This is a genomic window from Chlamydiales bacterium (assembly GCA_041395025.1).
Taxonomy (GTDB): domain Bacteria; phylum Chlamydiota; class Chlamydiia; order Chlamydiales; family JAAKFR01; genus JAJACP01.
The window spans coordinates 217,960-235,460 of the sequence record JAWLBH010000001.1; the positions used below are offsets into that span (position 1 = coordinate 217,960).

Sequence of the window (17,501 nt, forward strand, 5' to 3'; positions counted from 1 at the left end):
AAAAATATTAAAGACATTCTATAAATTCTTTTTCTAAAAGAATTGTCAAACCTAGATTTTTTGCTTTTTCATATTTTAAGCCAGGATTTTCACCAACCAGAACATAATCAATTGACTTATTAACCGAATTAGTGATTCTGCCTCCACGCTCTTTGATTAAAGAACTCACATGATCACGTGTATAATGCTCAAGGGTCCCTGTCAGTACAAAAATTTTTCCTTTAAATAGATGTTTTTGAGATGGAATAGCTTCTGTGATCATTGGTTCAACTCCATTTTCCAATAAATGGGTGATCTCTTCTTGGTTTTCTCGATTTGCAAAAAATGTGATCAGAGATTCTGCAACTTTTGGGCCAATGCCTTCAATATTGAGCAATTCTTCCCTAGTCATTAGGTAGATATTTTCTAAGGAACCAATACGATTCGCTAGAAGATCGGCTGTCTGCTCACCTACATATTTAATACCAAGAGCTTTAATAAATTTACCTAGTGGAATTTTTTTCGAATCCTCAAGGCTATTTAAAAGATTTTTAACAGATTTTTCTTGTAAATTTTTCAACTCAAAAAGCTCTTCAGCTGTTAGTCTATAGATATCAGAAAGACATTTTACAAAACCTTTTTCAAAAAGCTGTGTAACGATTTTTTTACCAAAGTGAGCAATATCCATTCCTTCCTTACCTGTAAAAAAAATTATCCGTTGTAATTCTTGAGCAGCACAGCCTTTTTGATTAGGACAACGCACAGCGACTTCATCTTGTCTTTTAACTACAGGGGTTCCGCAGACTGGGCATTCAACAGGCATATTCCAAATAGGTGTATGAGGGATACGCTTTTGCTGATTCACTTCCAGTATTTTCGGAATGACATCTCCTCCCTTTTCTATAAAAACATGGTCTCCCACACGAATATCTTTGCGTTTGACTTCATCTTCATTGTGTAAAGTCGCACGTGAAATTGTGCTTCCGGCAACTAATACAGGCTCAAGCTCAGCTACGGGTGTTAATACACCCGTACGCCCAACCTGAACAGTGATTTTTTGGATGACTGTTTCAGCTTTTTCTGGAGTAAATTTATAAGCGACTGCCCATCTATAATTTCTGCTAGTGACTCCTAATTTTTTTTGAGCCATTAAATCGTTCACTTTAACGACAATTCCATCAATTTCAAATGGAAGGGCAGAGCGTTTTTGCTCAACTTCTCTAATAAACTCCCAAATTTCATGAAAATTTTGACATTCTCGAAAATCCCCTACAATAGGTAACCCAAATATTTGCATAAGATTTAAAGCTTCAAATTGACTCTTAGGCATACAAGTAGAAATTTCACTAATACCATAAAACGAGATTTCCAACTTTCTCTGTGAAATTTCTTTAGGATCCAATAACTTAAGTGAACCAGCAGCTGCATTCCTAGGATTGGCAAACAGCGGTTTGTTTAATTTTTTTTGTCTCTCGTTAAGTACATTAAATGCTGTTTTTGATAAAAAAACCTCACCACGAACTTCTAAAAGTTGTGGAAAACCTTCTCTTAGTTTTAAAGGAAGGGTACTGATCGTTCTAATATTTGAAGTGACATCTTCCCCTGCTTCACCATTCCCCCTGGTCAATCCACGCACCAATATCCCATCTTCATAACGCACAGAAATGGCAATACCATCCATTTTAAATTCTGTGAGATACAAAATATATTTTGTTTCCAATAGGCGTTCCATACGCCCAATAAAATCAATTAACGCATCTGGAGAATAGGAGTTGGCTAATGAAAGCATAGGGTGGGCATGTTTAACAACTGGAAATTTACCTGAAACCATTTCTCCAATACGTTGAGTAGGTGAACCAGGAAAAATCCACTCGGGATGTTGTGATTCAATGTTGACAAGTTTTTTAAAGAGTTGGTCAAAATCATAATCAGAGATTTTTGGGGTATGTTGGACGTAATAGTGCCAATTATGCTCCCAAATCTCATTGCAAAGATCGAAATACTCTTCTTTATTGAACATCAGCAGCACAGCGAAAACCATAAGTACTATTCACTGTTCCAGGATTATTGCGATGTCTGTGAGTGGTACGCATATCTTCTTTCAAACTCTTCCAACATCCACCACGTAATACACGATAGACTCCTTGCGAAGGGCCTTTAGGGTTATCGGGTTCTTGTTCAGAAGTTTCATAGTAATTATAGCCATACCAATCTTGACACCATTCATAAACGTTCCCAACCAAATCATAAATCCCGTAAGAATTAGGCAGGTAACTCATCACTCTAGTGGTATCTGAATTAAAAAAATTCGCTTGATTTTTCTCTATATTTGCTCCATTTGGATATAGGGTATTCTCTAATCCTCCACAAGCTGCAATTTCCCACTCAGCTTCAGTAGGCAAACGTTTACCTACCCAATTAGCATAAGCCAAAGCCCCATACCAAGTCACACCAACAACAGGATGCTTAGAATAACCTGATTCAATAGAAAGTTGACCACTAATTCTATGAAGACGAGAATCTTTTAAACGAATTAAGTCGTTGTAATTCTGATCTTTTTCTCCACCGATATAATCTAAAAACCTTACAAATTGTTCGTTAGTTACAGGATGAATATCTAAAGCAAAACTATTGATGACAATCATATGACGGGGTACCTCATCACGATTTCCTTCATTCGAACCACGATAAAATTCTCCACCTCGAATTACAACCATCTCCGTTTGTAAAGGTTCAATATTTTTAGATTTTTTGACTTGAGGTTGATATTGGCTGACAATAGGATCACGATTTAACATTGAATTTAATTTTTTTGCATAAGCCTCATTCTTTGGAGGAGTGATTGGTAATGGAGTCGCTTCAGTCACATCTTTTGTCTCCACAACTACTTTTTTTTCTGATTGGGGTTGTTCTAAAGGGGGAGATAAGTTATCAAGATTCCGATGGATAATTGGACTTAAGGAGGCAGATTCTACAGGTTGTATAGGTGCATCATTTGAGGTTAAACGCATGCCTTGGAAGATTTTTTGTTTCTCCTCTTCTTGATGGGGATGAGCAGCAATTTTCACGAATAAGTCATCTTCTTTTCCAATACTCTCATCTCTTAAAACTTCTTTAAATTGCTCGATTGTCGGAGTTCCAATTTCTTTCTTATTATCAGAAAGAGAACGCAAATTAAATTGTATTGGATCTTCTATGTGCAGTGCCCCTTTCCGGCTAAAGAAAGGAGAAAGTTGTGTCGGACGACATGTTGGATCTACCTTAAGACAAGCATCAATTAAAGCATCCCAACCAAAATGGTAATCAGGTGCAAAATTTGAAGGTTTTTCATATGCTCCTTCAGGGAAAATTCCTGTAATTAAATAATAAGCAAGTACACCAAAAGCATAAGAATCTGCTTGCATTCCCACCTGTTCAAAATGTTTTTGCTCAGGAGATAAAAAAGCATAGTTTTGTAAAAAAGAGTGACTTAATTTTGAAAGTTTATCACCATCAATTGGAACCGATGAATATCGCTCCCAACTCCCTTGTTCTACGGGCAACGCCCCTAAAGCCTCCGCAACTGTAAGAAAAGTACGGCAAATCACCTTTCCAGGACTGAGAATTTTTGCAATTCCAAAATCCGATATAAATACATCAATCCCTGGCGTTCCTTTGCCAATTAAAATATTATTTAACTTAAGAGCACAATGAGAAATTTGTCTTTTTATGTGAGCATAATCTAAAGCATCAGCAATCTGAGATAGAAGAATGAATAATTCCTCTTCGCGAAAACGTTCTTTGCGCCCAGACATATATTGTGCAAGATTTGTTGTCTCTCCAATCGAATCAACCACACAATCAGATACAAGAAAATACAATCCCTCAGCAAAAGAAATATTGTGTATCTTGACAATATGCGGATGATCCAAATCTGCAAGCTTAGTTACCTCTTCTTCAAATCTTTGAATAAAACCCGGTTCTTGGCATAGTTCTGTGGGTAGGACTTTCAAAACATATTGTTTTTTTATAAATCGATGTTCAGCAAGTAATAGACTACCTAAAGTTCCCTGACCCATCTGTTTGACAATCCGATAATCACCTAGGATCTTTCCCTGCATACTAACCTCTAATAAATTGATTTAAATATTCTTCAGTAGCTAAAAGAGCCTTGCTAAGCCTATATTTTAAGTACCCTAATTCTATGGTTTCCCCTCCCATTTGTAATTCTGTTAATGAATAACCACTCGTCTCTTCTGAAGCAATTTTAGCAAGAGATTTTGAATTCGTTATAACCAAAGAAAGATAATAGTAAAAGACCTTGTCAACCTCTTGATCTAATAAACACAGATAGGCTAAATTGAAACAAATTTCTTTACTTTCATAAGAAATAAATAGATTTTCTAGTATGTTGGTATTTTCTTTAAATTCAGATCTATAAATTGAAAAAGTCAAGAAAATTGGCACGAGATTTTTTTTCATATCACTCATATGATCAGAAATTTCATCCTTTGTCAATAATAAAGGATCTGTTACTGTTAGGTCATTTTTATGAAATTTTTTCAAAAATATGGATAAAAGAACGATTATTTTTGTATTTCTTGTTAGTGTGACTTTCTTCGGTCTCAATTTTTTCTTCAGTTGTCAACGTGATGAAAAAAATCGTCGTTTTCTCAAAAATCAAGAATCAACTGCAACTCATAAAAGGCAAGAAAAACAAGCTGAGATTGAAAACCGAACAGCTAAACTGCATCAACTCCCGATGGTTCAAATCTATCTTAATCCAGAAATCAATTATCCTACTGCTTATGGAATTAATATTCATGGCAATACTTTAACCCTTGCTTGGGATCACAATCTTCCTGACCTGATTTTTGTTAATCATCAACCTCAGGTTTTATTAACAGAAAATGTCGTGAAAGGAGGGGTGGTTATTTATGGAGAAAAACATGTTAACCATCTTGATATTTACTCTCTTCCTGACACAGGGATATTCGATCTTCAGATTGTTACATTTCCTATCAACGATCCGCCTCATGTACATTTTGGTAATTTAAAAGATGGAGAGCTCATCATTCCATCTGGTTCAATTGATCAAAATGGGGTGGCTCTATACCACTCACCAGTGGGTTGGTTTCCAATTGGTTTTTATGATTGGAAAGCCAACATTCTCATTGAATTACAACATCTACCTAATTTAACAGACATACTCAATCCACTTACCATTGATTCTAACCGTAAAAATACTCAAGAAGAGAAAATTTATGTATTAGAAAATGCCTATCAACAAATCGTATTTTCAAATATTGGGGGAGCAATTGTTGAAATTAATCTGCCTTTTCAAAGTGAAAAGAATCCGGATAGTGTAATCAAAGAAATTGGTTTTGATCGTGAGATTCTTGATCACCATCCAAGTCACGCCCATTTTCCTTTAGCTCCTTACTATACATCCGACGACACAACACCCCATTTATCTGGAAAACTTGGGGGATATTATCCCCTATTAAGACGAAACTTATCAGATAAAAGAAACCTGTCTATGTCTCCTCAATATTATGCTTTGAATCTTGTGTCAGACTATCCTGAAATTGCAGAGTTAGTCTATGAAGTGATTGAGTTCACTCCCACAAAAATCGTATTTGAAGCTAATCAACCTCAAAGAAAAATTACAAAAACTTATACTTTAAACCCAGACAATAGTGGTCCTCCTTATATTTTTTATTTATCTCTTCGCATTGATGGAGATAGCCGTCGTCTTTGGTTAACTTCAGGGGTTCCTGAGGTCGAAATTATGTCTAATTCTTCTTCTCCCCAAATTCAGTATTATCTAAATTCTCAAGGGAAAAAAGAGGTAAAAAAACTCTCTCTTCCTAAAGTAAAAGAGGTGATTAATGTTGGATCGATTCATCCTGACTGGATCGTAAATTCAAATGGATATTTAGGGATCATTATGGATCCTTTAAATGAGATGAGCTCAGGCTATCGAGCGACTGCTATTCCAGGATCTCTGGTGCCAACACGTCTTTCATTAATTGATCCAAACTACAAACCTTACCCAGCTTCAAAATACCCTGGATACCAAACACTCCTTCCGATTCCTACCACAGGAGGAACGTTAAATTTTCGTATCTATGCCGGAGCATTTGAAGAAGCTGTTCTAAAAAAAATCGATACTTACTACTCAGATTCCCTAGGTGATGATCCGAATTATATTGCTAGTCGGACATTTTACGGGTGGTTTTCCTTTATTTCTGAGCCGTTTGCAAAGCTTCTCTTTATTGTGATGAAGTTTTTCCATCATTTGACCTGTTCATGGGGATTTTCTATTATTCTTCTCACAATTTTTTTACGTATCCTTCTCTATCCACTTAATGCTTGGTCCATCAAATCGATGAGGCGTATGCAGCTGCTTTCTCCTCAAATCCAAAACCTTCAGAAAAAGTATAAAAAAGAGCCAAAGAAAGCACAAATTGAGATTATGTCTCTATACAGAGAAAAACACGTCAATCCATTTACTGGATGTATTCCAATCTTAATTCAAATTCCTTTTCTGATTGCCATGTTTGATCTGTTAAAATCTTCTTTCCAGCTTAGAGGAGCTGTTTTTATTCCTGGTTGGATTAATGACTTAACTGCCCCTGATGTTCTCTTTCAATGGAAAACTCCCATTTTTTTTATTGGTAACCAATTTCACTTGCTCCCTCTCTTACTTGGTTTAGTCATGTTTTTACAGCAAAAGTTGACTTCTACAACTCCTAAAGACCCAGCACAAATGACAGATCAACAGAAGCAACAAAAGACAATGGGGACCATTATGACTATTGTATTTATGGTGATGTTCTATCATTTTCCTTCAGGTTTGAATCTATACTGGCTCTCTTCAATGCTTCTTGGAATCGGTCAAACATTAATGACCAATCGTTTACTAGATAAAAAAAATCAACATGTTCAACAACCGATTCTACAAAAAAAGAAAAACTCTCTAAAATAATTCTAGAAAAAATGTTCTAATCGAGCTATGACGTTTAATATAACGGTATTGTAAATTTAAGGATTCTCTTCCGAATAAGATCTATTTAAAACTTAATTCAAGGTGATCTTTTAGATGCGTGCTTGGGAAGAATTTCTTGTAGAACAAGAACAGAAAATTGGTAAAGAGATTGTCGAAAAATGGTTGAGACCATTGAAAGTAGTGCGTTTTGACGCATGTAATCTCTATCTAGAAGCTAAAGATTCGTTCAAATCGATTTGGTTTGAAGAACACATGCGTCACCGTGTTGAAACAGGATTCTATAACAACAATCATAAACAAATTAAAGTACATCTTTCAATTGCTTCTCAGACTATTGATAAAAAAAGAAAAAAAACAAATTTTATTTCAAATGAAAATTCAACATTTCATATTGATTTCAATGATTTTGATTGTGAAGCTCGCTTTGATAACTATATCCCTTCACAAGAGAATCTTCTAGCTTATAAGCTCCTTTGTGAAGCTTCTGGAATCAATTCAGATAATTTGAAACCAACCCAAGAAAAAAAATCCTCTTTAACTTTTAATCCAATCTACCTATTTGGACGCTCAGGAACTGGAAAAACTCACCTTATGATGGCAGCGGCAAATCAATTAAAAGAAGCAGGTCAAAAAGTTCTTTATGTAAGAGCTGATACATTTACTGAGCATGTGGTTGGTGCAATCCGATCGGGTGAGATGCAAGCATTTCGCAAAGCCTATCGGAATGCTGATGCTTTATTTATTGATGATGTGGAAATTTTTTCACGTAAAGGAGCAACTCAAGAAGAACTTTTTCATACTTTCAATACTCTTCATATTCAGAATAAGCAGCTAATTTTTAGTGCTGTGTGTGCACCACAAGATCTTAAATTTATCGAACCTCGATTAATCAGCCGTTTCGAATGGGGAATTGTTATTCCTCTCCAAATGGCTGAAAAAGAAGAAATGAGAACCATTTTAAATCAACACATTAAAAAAACAGGTTTTGCTCTTGAAGACTCTGTTATCTCCTTTCTTTTAGACAGATTTGGAAGTAATACAAAAGGATTAATTCGGGCTTTTAACGCACTTGTTTTGCGTACTCATCTTAATAAAGAGATTGGCAATCCTCTCTCTCTTCCACTTTCTCTAAAATCTGTTGAGCAATCTCTTGGAGATTTAATTCAAGAAGAAGAAAAAATTGCTCTGACTCCAGGTAAAATCATACGTACTGTAGCTCAATATTATGGCATTCGAATGGAAGATATTTTGAGTAAATCTCAGGCACGAGATTGCGCTCTCCCCCGCCAAATTGCTATGCATTTATGCCGCCAAGAACTCAATCTTCCTTTTATGAAGATCGGAGATCTCTTCACCCGTGATCATTCAACTGTCATGGCATCTGTCAAACAAATTCAAAAAAGACTGGATACAAAAAATCATGAAATTGGAGGATCTGTGAAAGGAATTCTTAAACTACTTGAAGCGTCTAGTTAGCTTTTAGCCAATAAAAATGTGCTCTTTTAAAACTTAGGATGATTAAAACAAGAACTATTAATACGTCCTAAATAATCTTGATAAGTCAATTTAAGTCCCTCTTTTAAAGAAACTTCTGGATGCCATCCCATTTGAGTAATACGAGAAATATCACATTTTTTTCGAGGTATCCCATCTGGTTTAGAAAGATCTTGAACTAGCTGGCCTTCGTAATTCACTACTTGTGCAATCATGTTTGCTAGCTGTCCAATTGTCACTTCTTCATTTGATCCAATATTAATGTGATCAGGATGGTTATAGTATTTTAGGAGATAAAGACAACCTTTTGCTAGATCGTCTACATATAGAAATTCACGCAATGCTTTCCCTTGTCCCCAAATTGATACTTCAGAGAGATTTTCTTCTTTAGCTTTTTGAAAACGATGAATTAGGCCGGGAATGACATGAGAATTTTCAGGATGGTAGTTATCTCCTGGACCATAGAGATTAGTTGGCATAACTGCAATATACTGACAGTCATACTGTTGACGATAATATTGACAAAGTTTGATACCAGCAATCTTAGCAATTGCATAAGCTTCATTAGTTTTTTCAAGTGATCCAGTTAAAAGAGACATTTCCTGAATCGGTTGAGCTGCTTCTCTTGGGTAGATGCAGGTGCTTCCAAGATAAAGCAAACGCTCGACATTAGCTTGATAAGATTCATGAATAAGATTAGAAGCAATCATTAAATTTGTATAAATAAAGTCAGCAGGATAGGTTGTATTCGCATAGATTCCTCCAACCTTTCCTGCTGCAATAATCACAATATCTGGTTGATGACGATGAATAAAAAGACGTACTGCCATTTGATTAACACAATCAAGCTCTTGTGATGAAGGGGTTAAAAGTTGAGTATATCCTTGACTAAGAAGAAGACGCTTAATCGCGCTCCCTACCATCCCATAGCTCCCTGCAATAAAAATCTTGTGATTAGTCTTGAGATAGGGTTCCATTTTTGCATGTAAATAGTAAAAAACCAATAAATAGATACCTAGAATGACAAATGGAATACTAAGAAATTGCCCCATTGTTAAAGCAGATTCTCGATCGAACCATTCATTCTGAGGCATTTTCAAAAATTCAATCAAAAAACGCAAACCAAAAGTTAGCAAGAAAAACCAACCACTTAATAAACCTACACCAATATGAGAAGGACGATACCGCCAAATCAGAAAAAGGAATACAAAGATCCCAAAATAAGTGATAGATTCATAGATTTGTACTGGATGGAGTGCTACCCCTGGAATTCCATCAACAGGGTGGACAAAGACAATACCCCAAGGGAGATTTGTTGGGATTCCATTGATTTCTTGGTTCATAAAATTTCCCATTCGAATACATCCTCCTGCAAAAGCGGTGGGAATCACAAGGAGGTCTAATAGACAAAGAAAGGTAATTTTTGGTTTAGATTGACGGTTCCACCAAATAAAAATTAAAAGACTAATCAGAATTCCAACAGCTCCACCATGGCTCGATAACCCTCCTTCCCAAACTCTCAAAATATCCTCAGGATGATTAAAATAGTAAGACCAACCATAGAAAAATACATGTCCAAGACGAGCTCCAATAACTGTTCCAAACAGAACAAACATCGACAGCCTATCAGCAAATTGCATCGAAGAGATGTTTGCTTTTTCAGAAGATTGCCCTTTTTGTTCTAAAAATTTTCTAAAAATTTTCCGAACTAAAAAATAACCAACTAAAAAACCAAAGGCAAAAAACAACCCATAAAAAGTCATAGGGTGGTTGATATAAGGGAGAACAAAAAAAACTCTATCGGGGTCCCAGTGAAGATACCCAAAAATCATTTCAATCCCTAGAGAAAAAATGAGAATTAATTATATACTCAAAAACAAAAAAAACAATAACAACTATGTATTTTAAACACCACACTCTTATTACGATAGCAGGGTTGGTCTGGTTAAGTATTGGGATTTTTCTTCTTTCCCTTGGATTAAATTTTATCCTACAAGCTCCCAATCTCCCCTCTTCAGCTAAATTCTCTATCCTTGAAATCACTTTAAATTTTATCCTGCATAAAAATCATGCCATTCTCTTTTTACTGATCTTCGGGTTACTTATCGGGCTATTTAAAGGACGCATGATACTCAGTAAAACTGTAAATAAACAAGTGGATCGCATTTTAGCCCTGCCTAATCCTACACACATAAAATATTTATATAAAAAAAATCACTATTTTTTGATTGCTTTCATGATGAGTTTAGGAATGATCTTACGTTATCTACCGATTACTATTGACACACGTGGTTTTATTGATATCGCTATAGGAACAGCTTTGATTCATGGCTCAATTCTCTATTTCCGATCTGCGATTAACGCTAATTGTTTGAAAAAGGGATTTTGAAAAGTGGCGATTTCAACCAATTTTGTACGCATTTTATTCATGCTCCTAAGTGTGATTTGTATGATAGCTTTTGCTGCCCGGATACAAATTCATCCTGGTTTGAATGACTATCTCTTTGGGACGATTTTAGGATTAATAATAGGTGGAGTAGTTCTTGGATTAGATCTTATGTTTCATCGTTTTACCCTTCGTTCTTTTAATGCGGTGATCCTTGGTCTGTTTATCGGATATCTCATGGCTCTTGCTCTTCTTTTGATTCTTGATACTATTCTGGAGATATTTCCTATCCAAACTCACCATGCTTTTATTGAAATGATTCGTATTTTCATTTTTCTATTTGGGTCTTATTTTGGAGTGATAATGACATTACGCGCATCTAATCAACTTTATTTAACCATTCCATTTATCAAACTTACTCCTGCTAAGAGTCATATTAAGCATATCCTTCTTGATATTTCTGCTCTTTGTGATCCACGAATTATTGATCTAGCTGCCTCAGGACTTTTAGATAAACAACTCATTATTCCCCATTTTGTCTTAAAAGAGCTGCATCATCAAGAAGAGGGAAATGATCCAGATGCGAGCATAAGAGCAAAAAGAGCTCTCGAAGTAATCAAACAATTAGAGAGGAAAACAGAATTAGGTTTAAGTTATCATCAAACTGATTTTCCAGAAGTCCAAGATTTGACTGATAAAGTTTTTAGATTAGCTCGTCTTTTAGATGCAAACATTCTTTCCCTCGATCTCAACCGTACTCAAAGTCAAGACACAACAGTAAAAGTCATTAATATCCACTCCCTGATCAACGGCCTAAAACCTCTGATGCAAAAAGGTGAAGAAATGAAAGTCAAAATTCAACGTCAAGGTAAAGAAAATCTTCAAGGAGTAGGTTATTGTGAAGATGGCACAATGGTTGTAGTGAATGGAGGAGGTGAGCATATGGGGGAAATAGTGACTGCTCATGTGCTTTCTGTGAAACATACTTCCTCTGGAAGGATGATTTTTTGTAATATTATCGAGAATAAAAATCATGATGCAGAAAACTTATCCTGAATCTATTATTGGGATTGGAACAGATATTATTGCAATCCATCGAATCAAAAAAGCCGTTCATCGGCATGGAGAGCGTTTTATCGATCGTCTTTTTACAGAAAAAGAAAGAGCTTATTGTACAAGTCAAAAAGATCCCTTTCCCCGTTATACAGGAAGATTTGCTGCCAAAGAAGCGATTGTTAAAACACTTGGCATCTATCCTGATATCCAAATTCAGTGGCGAGAAATAGAAATTTTGAATGATACTTGTGGAAAACCTGAAGTCTATTTATCAAAACGACTTCAAGAAGTATTTTTATTTCATCGCTTTTTTATTTCGATCAGTCATTGCAAAGATTATGCAACTGCAATGGCTCTCTTAGTTGGAGGCGTAGATGAAAAAACATAATAAAGTCATCATTATTGGATCAGGGCCTGCTGGATATACTGCTGCGCTTTATACTGCTCGTGCTAATCTTGAGCCTGTTTTGTATGAAGGGTTTTTTTCAGGACCTGCAGGTGGTCAACTGATGACAACAACCGAAGTAGAAAATTATCCTGGATTTCCTGATGGTATTACTGGTCCTAAAATGATGGAAGCTTTTCGTAAACAATGTGTAAGATTTGATACTGAACTATTACAAGAAGATGTCCATAGGCTGGATTTGTCTCACAGACCCTTTAAAGTATTTGGGAAAAAAACGATAAAAACAGGGGATGCGATTATCATTGCCACTGGAGCCACAGCAAAAAAACTGGATATCCCTGGAGCAGGAGAAGATGAATTTTGGCAAAAAGGCGTCACTGCATGTGCCATCTGTGATGGAGCGATGCCTATTTTTCGAGGAAAGACCCTTTATGTCATTGGGGGTGGTGACTCAGCGGTAGAAGAAGCCATCTTTCTTACTAAATATGGAGAAAAAGTGTATCTTGTTCACAGACGAGATTGCTTACGTGCTTCAAAAATCATGGCAGAACGTGCCATGAACCACCCAAAAATTGAAATCTTATGGAATTCAGTCATTACAAAAATTGATGGAGAAAGAGTTGTCTCCTCAGTAACTATCCAAAATGTGAAGACAAAAGAAACTGAGATAAAGGAAGCAGCAGGGGTATTTTTTGCTATTGGTCATCAACCAAATACCGAATTTCTACAAGGACAACTGAAGACAAATAATGGCTATCTTGTTGTAAAGGCTGGTTCCACTCATACAAGCATCGATGGTGTTTTTGCTGCTGGTGATGTTCAAGATCCAATTTATCGCCAAGCCATCACCGCAGCTGGAAGTGGTTGTATGGCTGCTATTGATGCAGAAAGATGGCTGACAGAAAATTCAGGTTAATGAAACGACTTTCTTTATTTCTTCTCTTTTTCTCTCTTCATGCAAATGAAAACATCCGTTATGCACCTTGGTTACCTCCTCTATGGGAGATGCAAAAAGAGATTTCTTATAGTTATAGCCAACAAAAATTTGTTCAATCTCCAAAAGAAATCTTCTTAGATCCTAGTCAATGCTACACTCTTGCAGGCCATTTTGAATTGACTCCCTGGCCCTATTGGAATATCAAAATGGATCTTCTCTTGACTCAAATCGATCCTATCCCCTTCTCTTATCAAGCAGTCTATACAACTATCCGTTATCAGTGGTTTGATGATATTAGAGGCGATCCTATCACATTGACGACCGGGATCACACTCTCCTTTCCAGGAAAACGTTACCTACATAACTATAATTTTCCCTATCATGGAGAAATCAATAGTGAGCTACATGCGACTATTGGGAAAGAATGGACAGATCGCAATGATTGGTGGATGAGAGGATGGGTCTTTGGAGGATGGGGAATTGCTAACCGAGGGAATGGATGGTTACATGGAATTGCTAGCCTAGAGTTTAAACCCAAATATTGCGATTGGGGCTTCTTTACTGAAGCCCTTTTTGGCCTTGGATCTCACGACATTGTACTTGACAAACCCTTCGTAGGGTATGCTTTAATTCATCATAAAACAATCAACATAGGAAGCTATCTCCATCCGCATTTAAAGCTCGTCCATCCTCTCTCTTTTGTGGGATGGTACAACCCCTATGCATACAACTTTGTCTTTCATAACTGGGGAGTCTTGATGAATATGTTATTCCTTTTCTGAGTCTATTTCTGAGTCTATGATATGCCATTTCATATATCCTTTTGAGACTAAAGAACCATTTTCTCCTTCGGTATATTCAATCAAAGTATGAGCCTTAGCTTTTATTGGCAAGTGTACGACATCATAGGTGCTCTTTACGTCGGAGATTGGAGAAAGATAATAACTAGAAATAGTAATTTTTTTTTGGTTAGATAAATCCACGATCAATTTCAAGGACCTTTTTGCATTCGACGATTTCCAATTCAAAGATATAAAACGACCCCATGTAGTTTTCTGGATAAGGGTTAAAACATCGACAAAAGCAGCTTGATGGAAACAACTTAATATCTGTAGCAGATTCTGTTCTTCCCCATTCACAAGAGAATGATTAAGAATCATCTTTTGTAAAGATGCAAAATCTGTAACACATGCCTCTCGACCATTATCATCTATAAAAAAGCACTCTTCTCTATTCTCTTCAGGCGCATAAGATCTGTTAACATCACGTTTGACCTGCATAAAAATCTGCTCTTTTATGAACTTGCCACTCTCTTTATCTACATATCCTTCAGAGATTTTTACATCAAATGGTTCCCACTGCTCATGTTCAAATCCTAAATACTGCTTGAATAGACCGAGAGCGTTGTCCCCCTCCACATGTTCTAATTTTTCTTGCGTTTGTTCATAAACTGAAGGCCATCCTGATTGTTCCCTTAACTTTTCCACCTTCACATCGTTCATCTTCCATTGTTCTTTCCCAAAAGTATATTTCCTTAACCGATTTTTCTGCTGATCAGTCATCTTAGCAAGATGGTTTTCTACGGCCATTGCTGGCTTAATGCGTTTCTCAATCGCTCCGATCTTCTTCACAAGAATTGGAGGACCGACTAAATTGACCATGGCTTCTTTCTTTCTTTCTGAATCCTCCTCTTCGCCTCGCATATAATCCCCTAAACGATTCATCACAAATCGCTGTGCTCCTCCACGATCTAAATCATCTTTGCAAATAGTTTTTATTGCAGCGGGTCTATAACCGGTCAGCTCTTTTAAACGGAAGAGAAGATCCATTCTTTGAAAAGCATAAAAGAGAAAAATGTAAGTTTCTCTATCTGTTTCTGATAGGTGCTGATTGGGGAGATGATCAGAGAAAAAAATCTCTTGTACGTCTTCTAAGATCTGATTAAAATCATTTTTATACTTTTTCAGAGCCTCCTTATTCTCTAACAGAGCATAAGGTAGTACAGCTGCTTGTTTGGAATCTAGAGGTGAATCTGAAAAAAATAACTTTTGTAGTGCTGCCTTAAGTTGAGTGAGTGTTTCCTTTTTATATTTAAAAAACTCTCCTTCTACTGGTTGTATTAAAACAGCAATATTCTTATGATCTTCCTGTAATTTTTCAATTTGAAGAGCACGATCACTTTCATCTTCCACAGCATTGCGAGTTCTTCTTTGGTGGACACAATACAACTCTCCTTGACCTCTAGATTCAAGAGTTCTTAGATATTCCTGATAATCAGCCGTTACTTCCTCTAGATTGTATCTACCACCCTTTATGAAACAGCGAATTAGATTTCCTGCTTTCTTTATGAAAACTTGGAATGAAGAATGATCTTCGCGTAGTGCTGTTGGAACCCCATGGCGCGCATAAATAATAGGCAAAGTCTCTTGATTCTGATTTTTAAAGTATTGGGTAGCCATCACACCCGGTGTATTTTCTTTTCCACAAAAATCTTGTAAACCTAATGCTCCTAAAAGTTGCTGTTTTTTCAAAGCCGGCTGTGATTTTTTATTCGCCTTACCCTGATTCACTTTCTCATTTAAGCCAAGAATTTTTTTAGGATAGTCTTCTAAGGCATCACAAAGAGGTATTAAATCTTTTTGAGTTGTTAATTGGATAATATCTTCAAGATAGCGATAAAGGTGTGTATCTGCCCAGCGGATATAACAAAAATCTCTCACAAATTTTACAATCTCATGCTCGGGATTCGATGATACAAGATCTTTATAAGCTTGCGATTGAATAACCAATCGTATCTTTTGAATAAGATCTCTATAAACTTTTCGAAAATCAGGGCCTGTCTTATTGAGCAGATCGTCGCAAAATATTCGAAGATGCGAGAATTTTGGATTGGATTCGACTGTCTTTTTCATATTTTCGATCCGATCTAGACCTAAATGTGTACGATATTCTGTTAAAACAACGGCGTATTTATGTTGGGATATCTCCTCATATTTAAAGTTTTTCACAATTTTGGAATATCGATTTTCTATAGGATTTGAGGCATCTAATCCAAACGGAACTATTTCATAGTCAAGTTCGATGTCCAAATCTTCTTTCGTTATCTCGATCTCTTTAAAATCGCTATAGTTTATCTTATGAAAGCTGTCTGTATGGTTAAATAGACTAAAATCATCATCACTCATTTCAGAGTCCTTATCTACTACGATAAACTCATCTTTGTCTGCATTTTGAGAATGGAAAGAGGAAAGACTTTTAATCTGGGAAGATTTTACCTCATGATTAGTATTGGACTGAAATGGGTAGATAACTTCTCCCATATCTTGACTACTAAGTTGGCTTACTAATTGATATCCAGAACGCTCTTTGGGTCGCAGATTCTGCCGTTGAAAATGAGAATTGTTGTCAAAGATATTTGAGCGAGAAAAATGCAACTCACTTGATTCCATAGACATTGATCTTTCCTGTACTCGACCTGATTTCCATGACTGAGACCGCTTCAATGGTTTATCGCTGTTCTGGACGACATCCTGGATGAGATCTTGGTGTATTCGATTATCTTCATCAAATTCAAATGAGATAGACTTGGATTTTGCACTTGCATCGTCATCTTCCACTATATCCTTTTGAGATGGAGGGTGAGATGGAGGGTTAATCGAATGATCTAAAGGACGATTTTTTTGAGAATCTTCTTTTTTTTGAGCACTAAAATCTTCTAGAAATAATTGGGTAAATTTAGAAGACGTCTGAGATTCATCTTCTTTTAGGGTTTTTTTTGGGGGCGTATCCTTTAACGATTGTGTCAAAGACTTTGTAATTTTTTTCTTTGTAATATACCTTTTGACACTGTCAATCGCAAAAGGAAAGAAGGCACTAAGAGTAGTTCCTCCACCTAGAGAAATCATAGCAACCGCTTCTATCTGAGAAATATGAGAAATAATCCCAGCCGTACCCCACCAGCCTTGAAACCCTCCAAGCCCAACCACTCCTAATCCTAATACCCCTCCTCCAACCACTCCTAGGATAATCAATGCAATATAAATAGGACGTCTATTCTGTTGAACAAGCTTCTTGTCCTGGTAAGATCTTGAGGAGTAGTCATGCCCCTGGGTCGATATATTGCTAAAATCAGACATAAGTCATCCTTGAATTCTAATAATTTATTATACAAAATAAATATTAATTTTTGATTAAAATTGGATTTATTAGAAATAGGTAATAGAATTTTTACTAAAATAAAGAGAAATTTTAC

12 protein-coding genes are annotated in these 17,501 nt (G+C 36.2%); 7 read left to right on the forward strand and 5 right to left on the reverse strand.

Annotation, left to right across the window (positions count from 1 at the left end; all coding sequences use genetic code 11):
- Positions 1-7 precede the first annotated feature (7 nt).
- From ligA to R3E91_00995, 3 genes are read right to left on the reverse strand one after another with little or no spacing between them, the layout of a single operon-like run.
- The gene (ligA, locus tag R3E91_00985; protein MEZ5314778.1) at positions 8-2,020 is read right to left on the reverse strand and encodes an NAD-dependent DNA ligase LigA; all 2,013 of its coding nucleotides are present in this window, start codon (positions 2,018-2,020) and stop codon (positions 8-10) included.
- Positions 1,989-4,079, reverse strand: coding sequence for a bifunctional serine/threonine-protein kinase/formylglycine-generating enzyme family protein (locus R3E91_00990; protein MEZ5314779.1), 2,091 nt, complete (start codon positions 4,077-4,079; stop codon positions 1,989-1,991). Before R3E91_00990 ends, ligA begins: the two co-directional genes overlap by 32 nt.
- A gap of 1 nt (position 4,080) precedes the next feature.
- On the reverse strand, positions 4,081-4,440 hold the full coding sequence (locus tag R3E91_00995) for a hypothetical protein (GenBank protein MEZ5314780.1): 360 nt from the start codon (positions 4,438-4,440) through the stop codon (positions 4,081-4,083).
- Positions 4,441-4,528: 88 nt separating this feature from the next.
- Between R3E91_00995 and yidC the strand changes: the two genes are divergently transcribed.
- Together yidC and R3E91_01005 are read left to right on the forward strand one after the other, a co-directional pair.
- Positions 4,529-6,949 carry a membrane protein insertase YidC gene (gene yidC / locus R3E91_01000; GenBank protein ID MEZ5314781.1) on the forward strand — a complete coding sequence of 807 codons (2,421 nt, stop codon included), beginning with the start codon at positions 4,529-4,531 and terminating at the stop codon, positions 6,947-6,949.
- 114 nt (positions 6,950-7,063) lie between these two features.
- Positions 7,064-8,446 carry a DnaA/Hda family protein gene (locus tag R3E91_01005; GenBank protein ID MEZ5314782.1) on the forward strand — a complete coding sequence of 461 codons (1,383 nt, stop codon included), beginning with the start codon at positions 7,064-7,066 and terminating at the stop codon, positions 8,444-8,446.
- A gap of 26 nt (positions 8,447-8,472) precedes the next feature.
- On the opposite strand, the gene lgt is transcribed toward R3E91_01005, so the two are convergent.
- A complete protein-coding gene (lgt, locus tag R3E91_01010) occupies positions 8,473-10,296 on the reverse strand; it encodes a prolipoprotein diacylglyceryl transferase (GenBank protein ID MEZ5314783.1) in 1,824 nt (607 codons plus the stop codon).
- A gap of 65 nt (positions 10,297-10,361) precedes the next feature.
- Here lgt and R3E91_01015 point away from each other — a divergent pair, with 65 nt between their 5' ends.
- Genes R3E91_01015 through R3E91_01035 form a run of 5 tightly spaced genes read left to right on the forward strand, consistent with a single transcriptional unit; the run spans position 10,362 to position 14,031 of the window.
- On the forward strand, positions 10,362-10,853 hold the full coding sequence (locus R3E91_01015) for a hypothetical protein (protein MEZ5314784.1): 492 nt from the start codon (positions 10,362-10,364) through the stop codon (positions 10,851-10,853).
- Between the two features lie 3 nt (positions 10,854-10,856).
- A complete protein-coding gene (locus R3E91_01020) occupies positions 10,857-11,906 on the forward strand; it encodes a TRAM domain-containing protein (GenBank protein ID MEZ5314785.1) in 1,050 nt (349 codons plus the stop codon).
- Positions 11,884-12,294: a holo-ACP synthase gene (gene acpS / locus R3E91_01025; GenBank protein ID MEZ5314786.1), complete on the forward strand. Its 411-nt coding sequence runs from the start codon at positions 11,884-11,886 to the stop codon at positions 12,292-12,294. Before R3E91_01020 ends, acpS begins: the two co-directional genes overlap by 23 nt.
- Positions 12,281-13,228, forward strand: a complete 948-nt coding sequence (gene trxB, locus R3E91_01030; protein MEZ5314787.1) for a thioredoxin-disulfide reductase — start codon at positions 12,281-12,283, stop codon at positions 13,226-13,228. The genes acpS and trxB overlap by 14 nt, the downstream gene beginning before the upstream one ends.
- Positions 13,228-14,031, forward strand: coding sequence for a hypothetical protein (locus R3E91_01035; protein ID MEZ5314788.1), 804 nt, complete (start codon positions 13,228-13,230; stop codon positions 14,029-14,031). The genes trxB and R3E91_01035 overlap by 1 nt, the downstream gene beginning before the upstream one ends.
- Here the strand turns inward: R3E91_01035 and R3E91_01040 are convergent.
- A complete protein-coding gene (locus tag R3E91_01040; protein MEZ5314789.1) occupies positions 14,017-17,385 on the reverse strand; it encodes a hypothetical protein in 3,369 nt (1,122 codons plus the stop codon). The two genes, R3E91_01035 and R3E91_01040, sit on opposite strands and share 15 nt — an antisense overlap.
- Between the last annotated feature and the right edge of the window lie 116 nt (positions 17,386-17,501).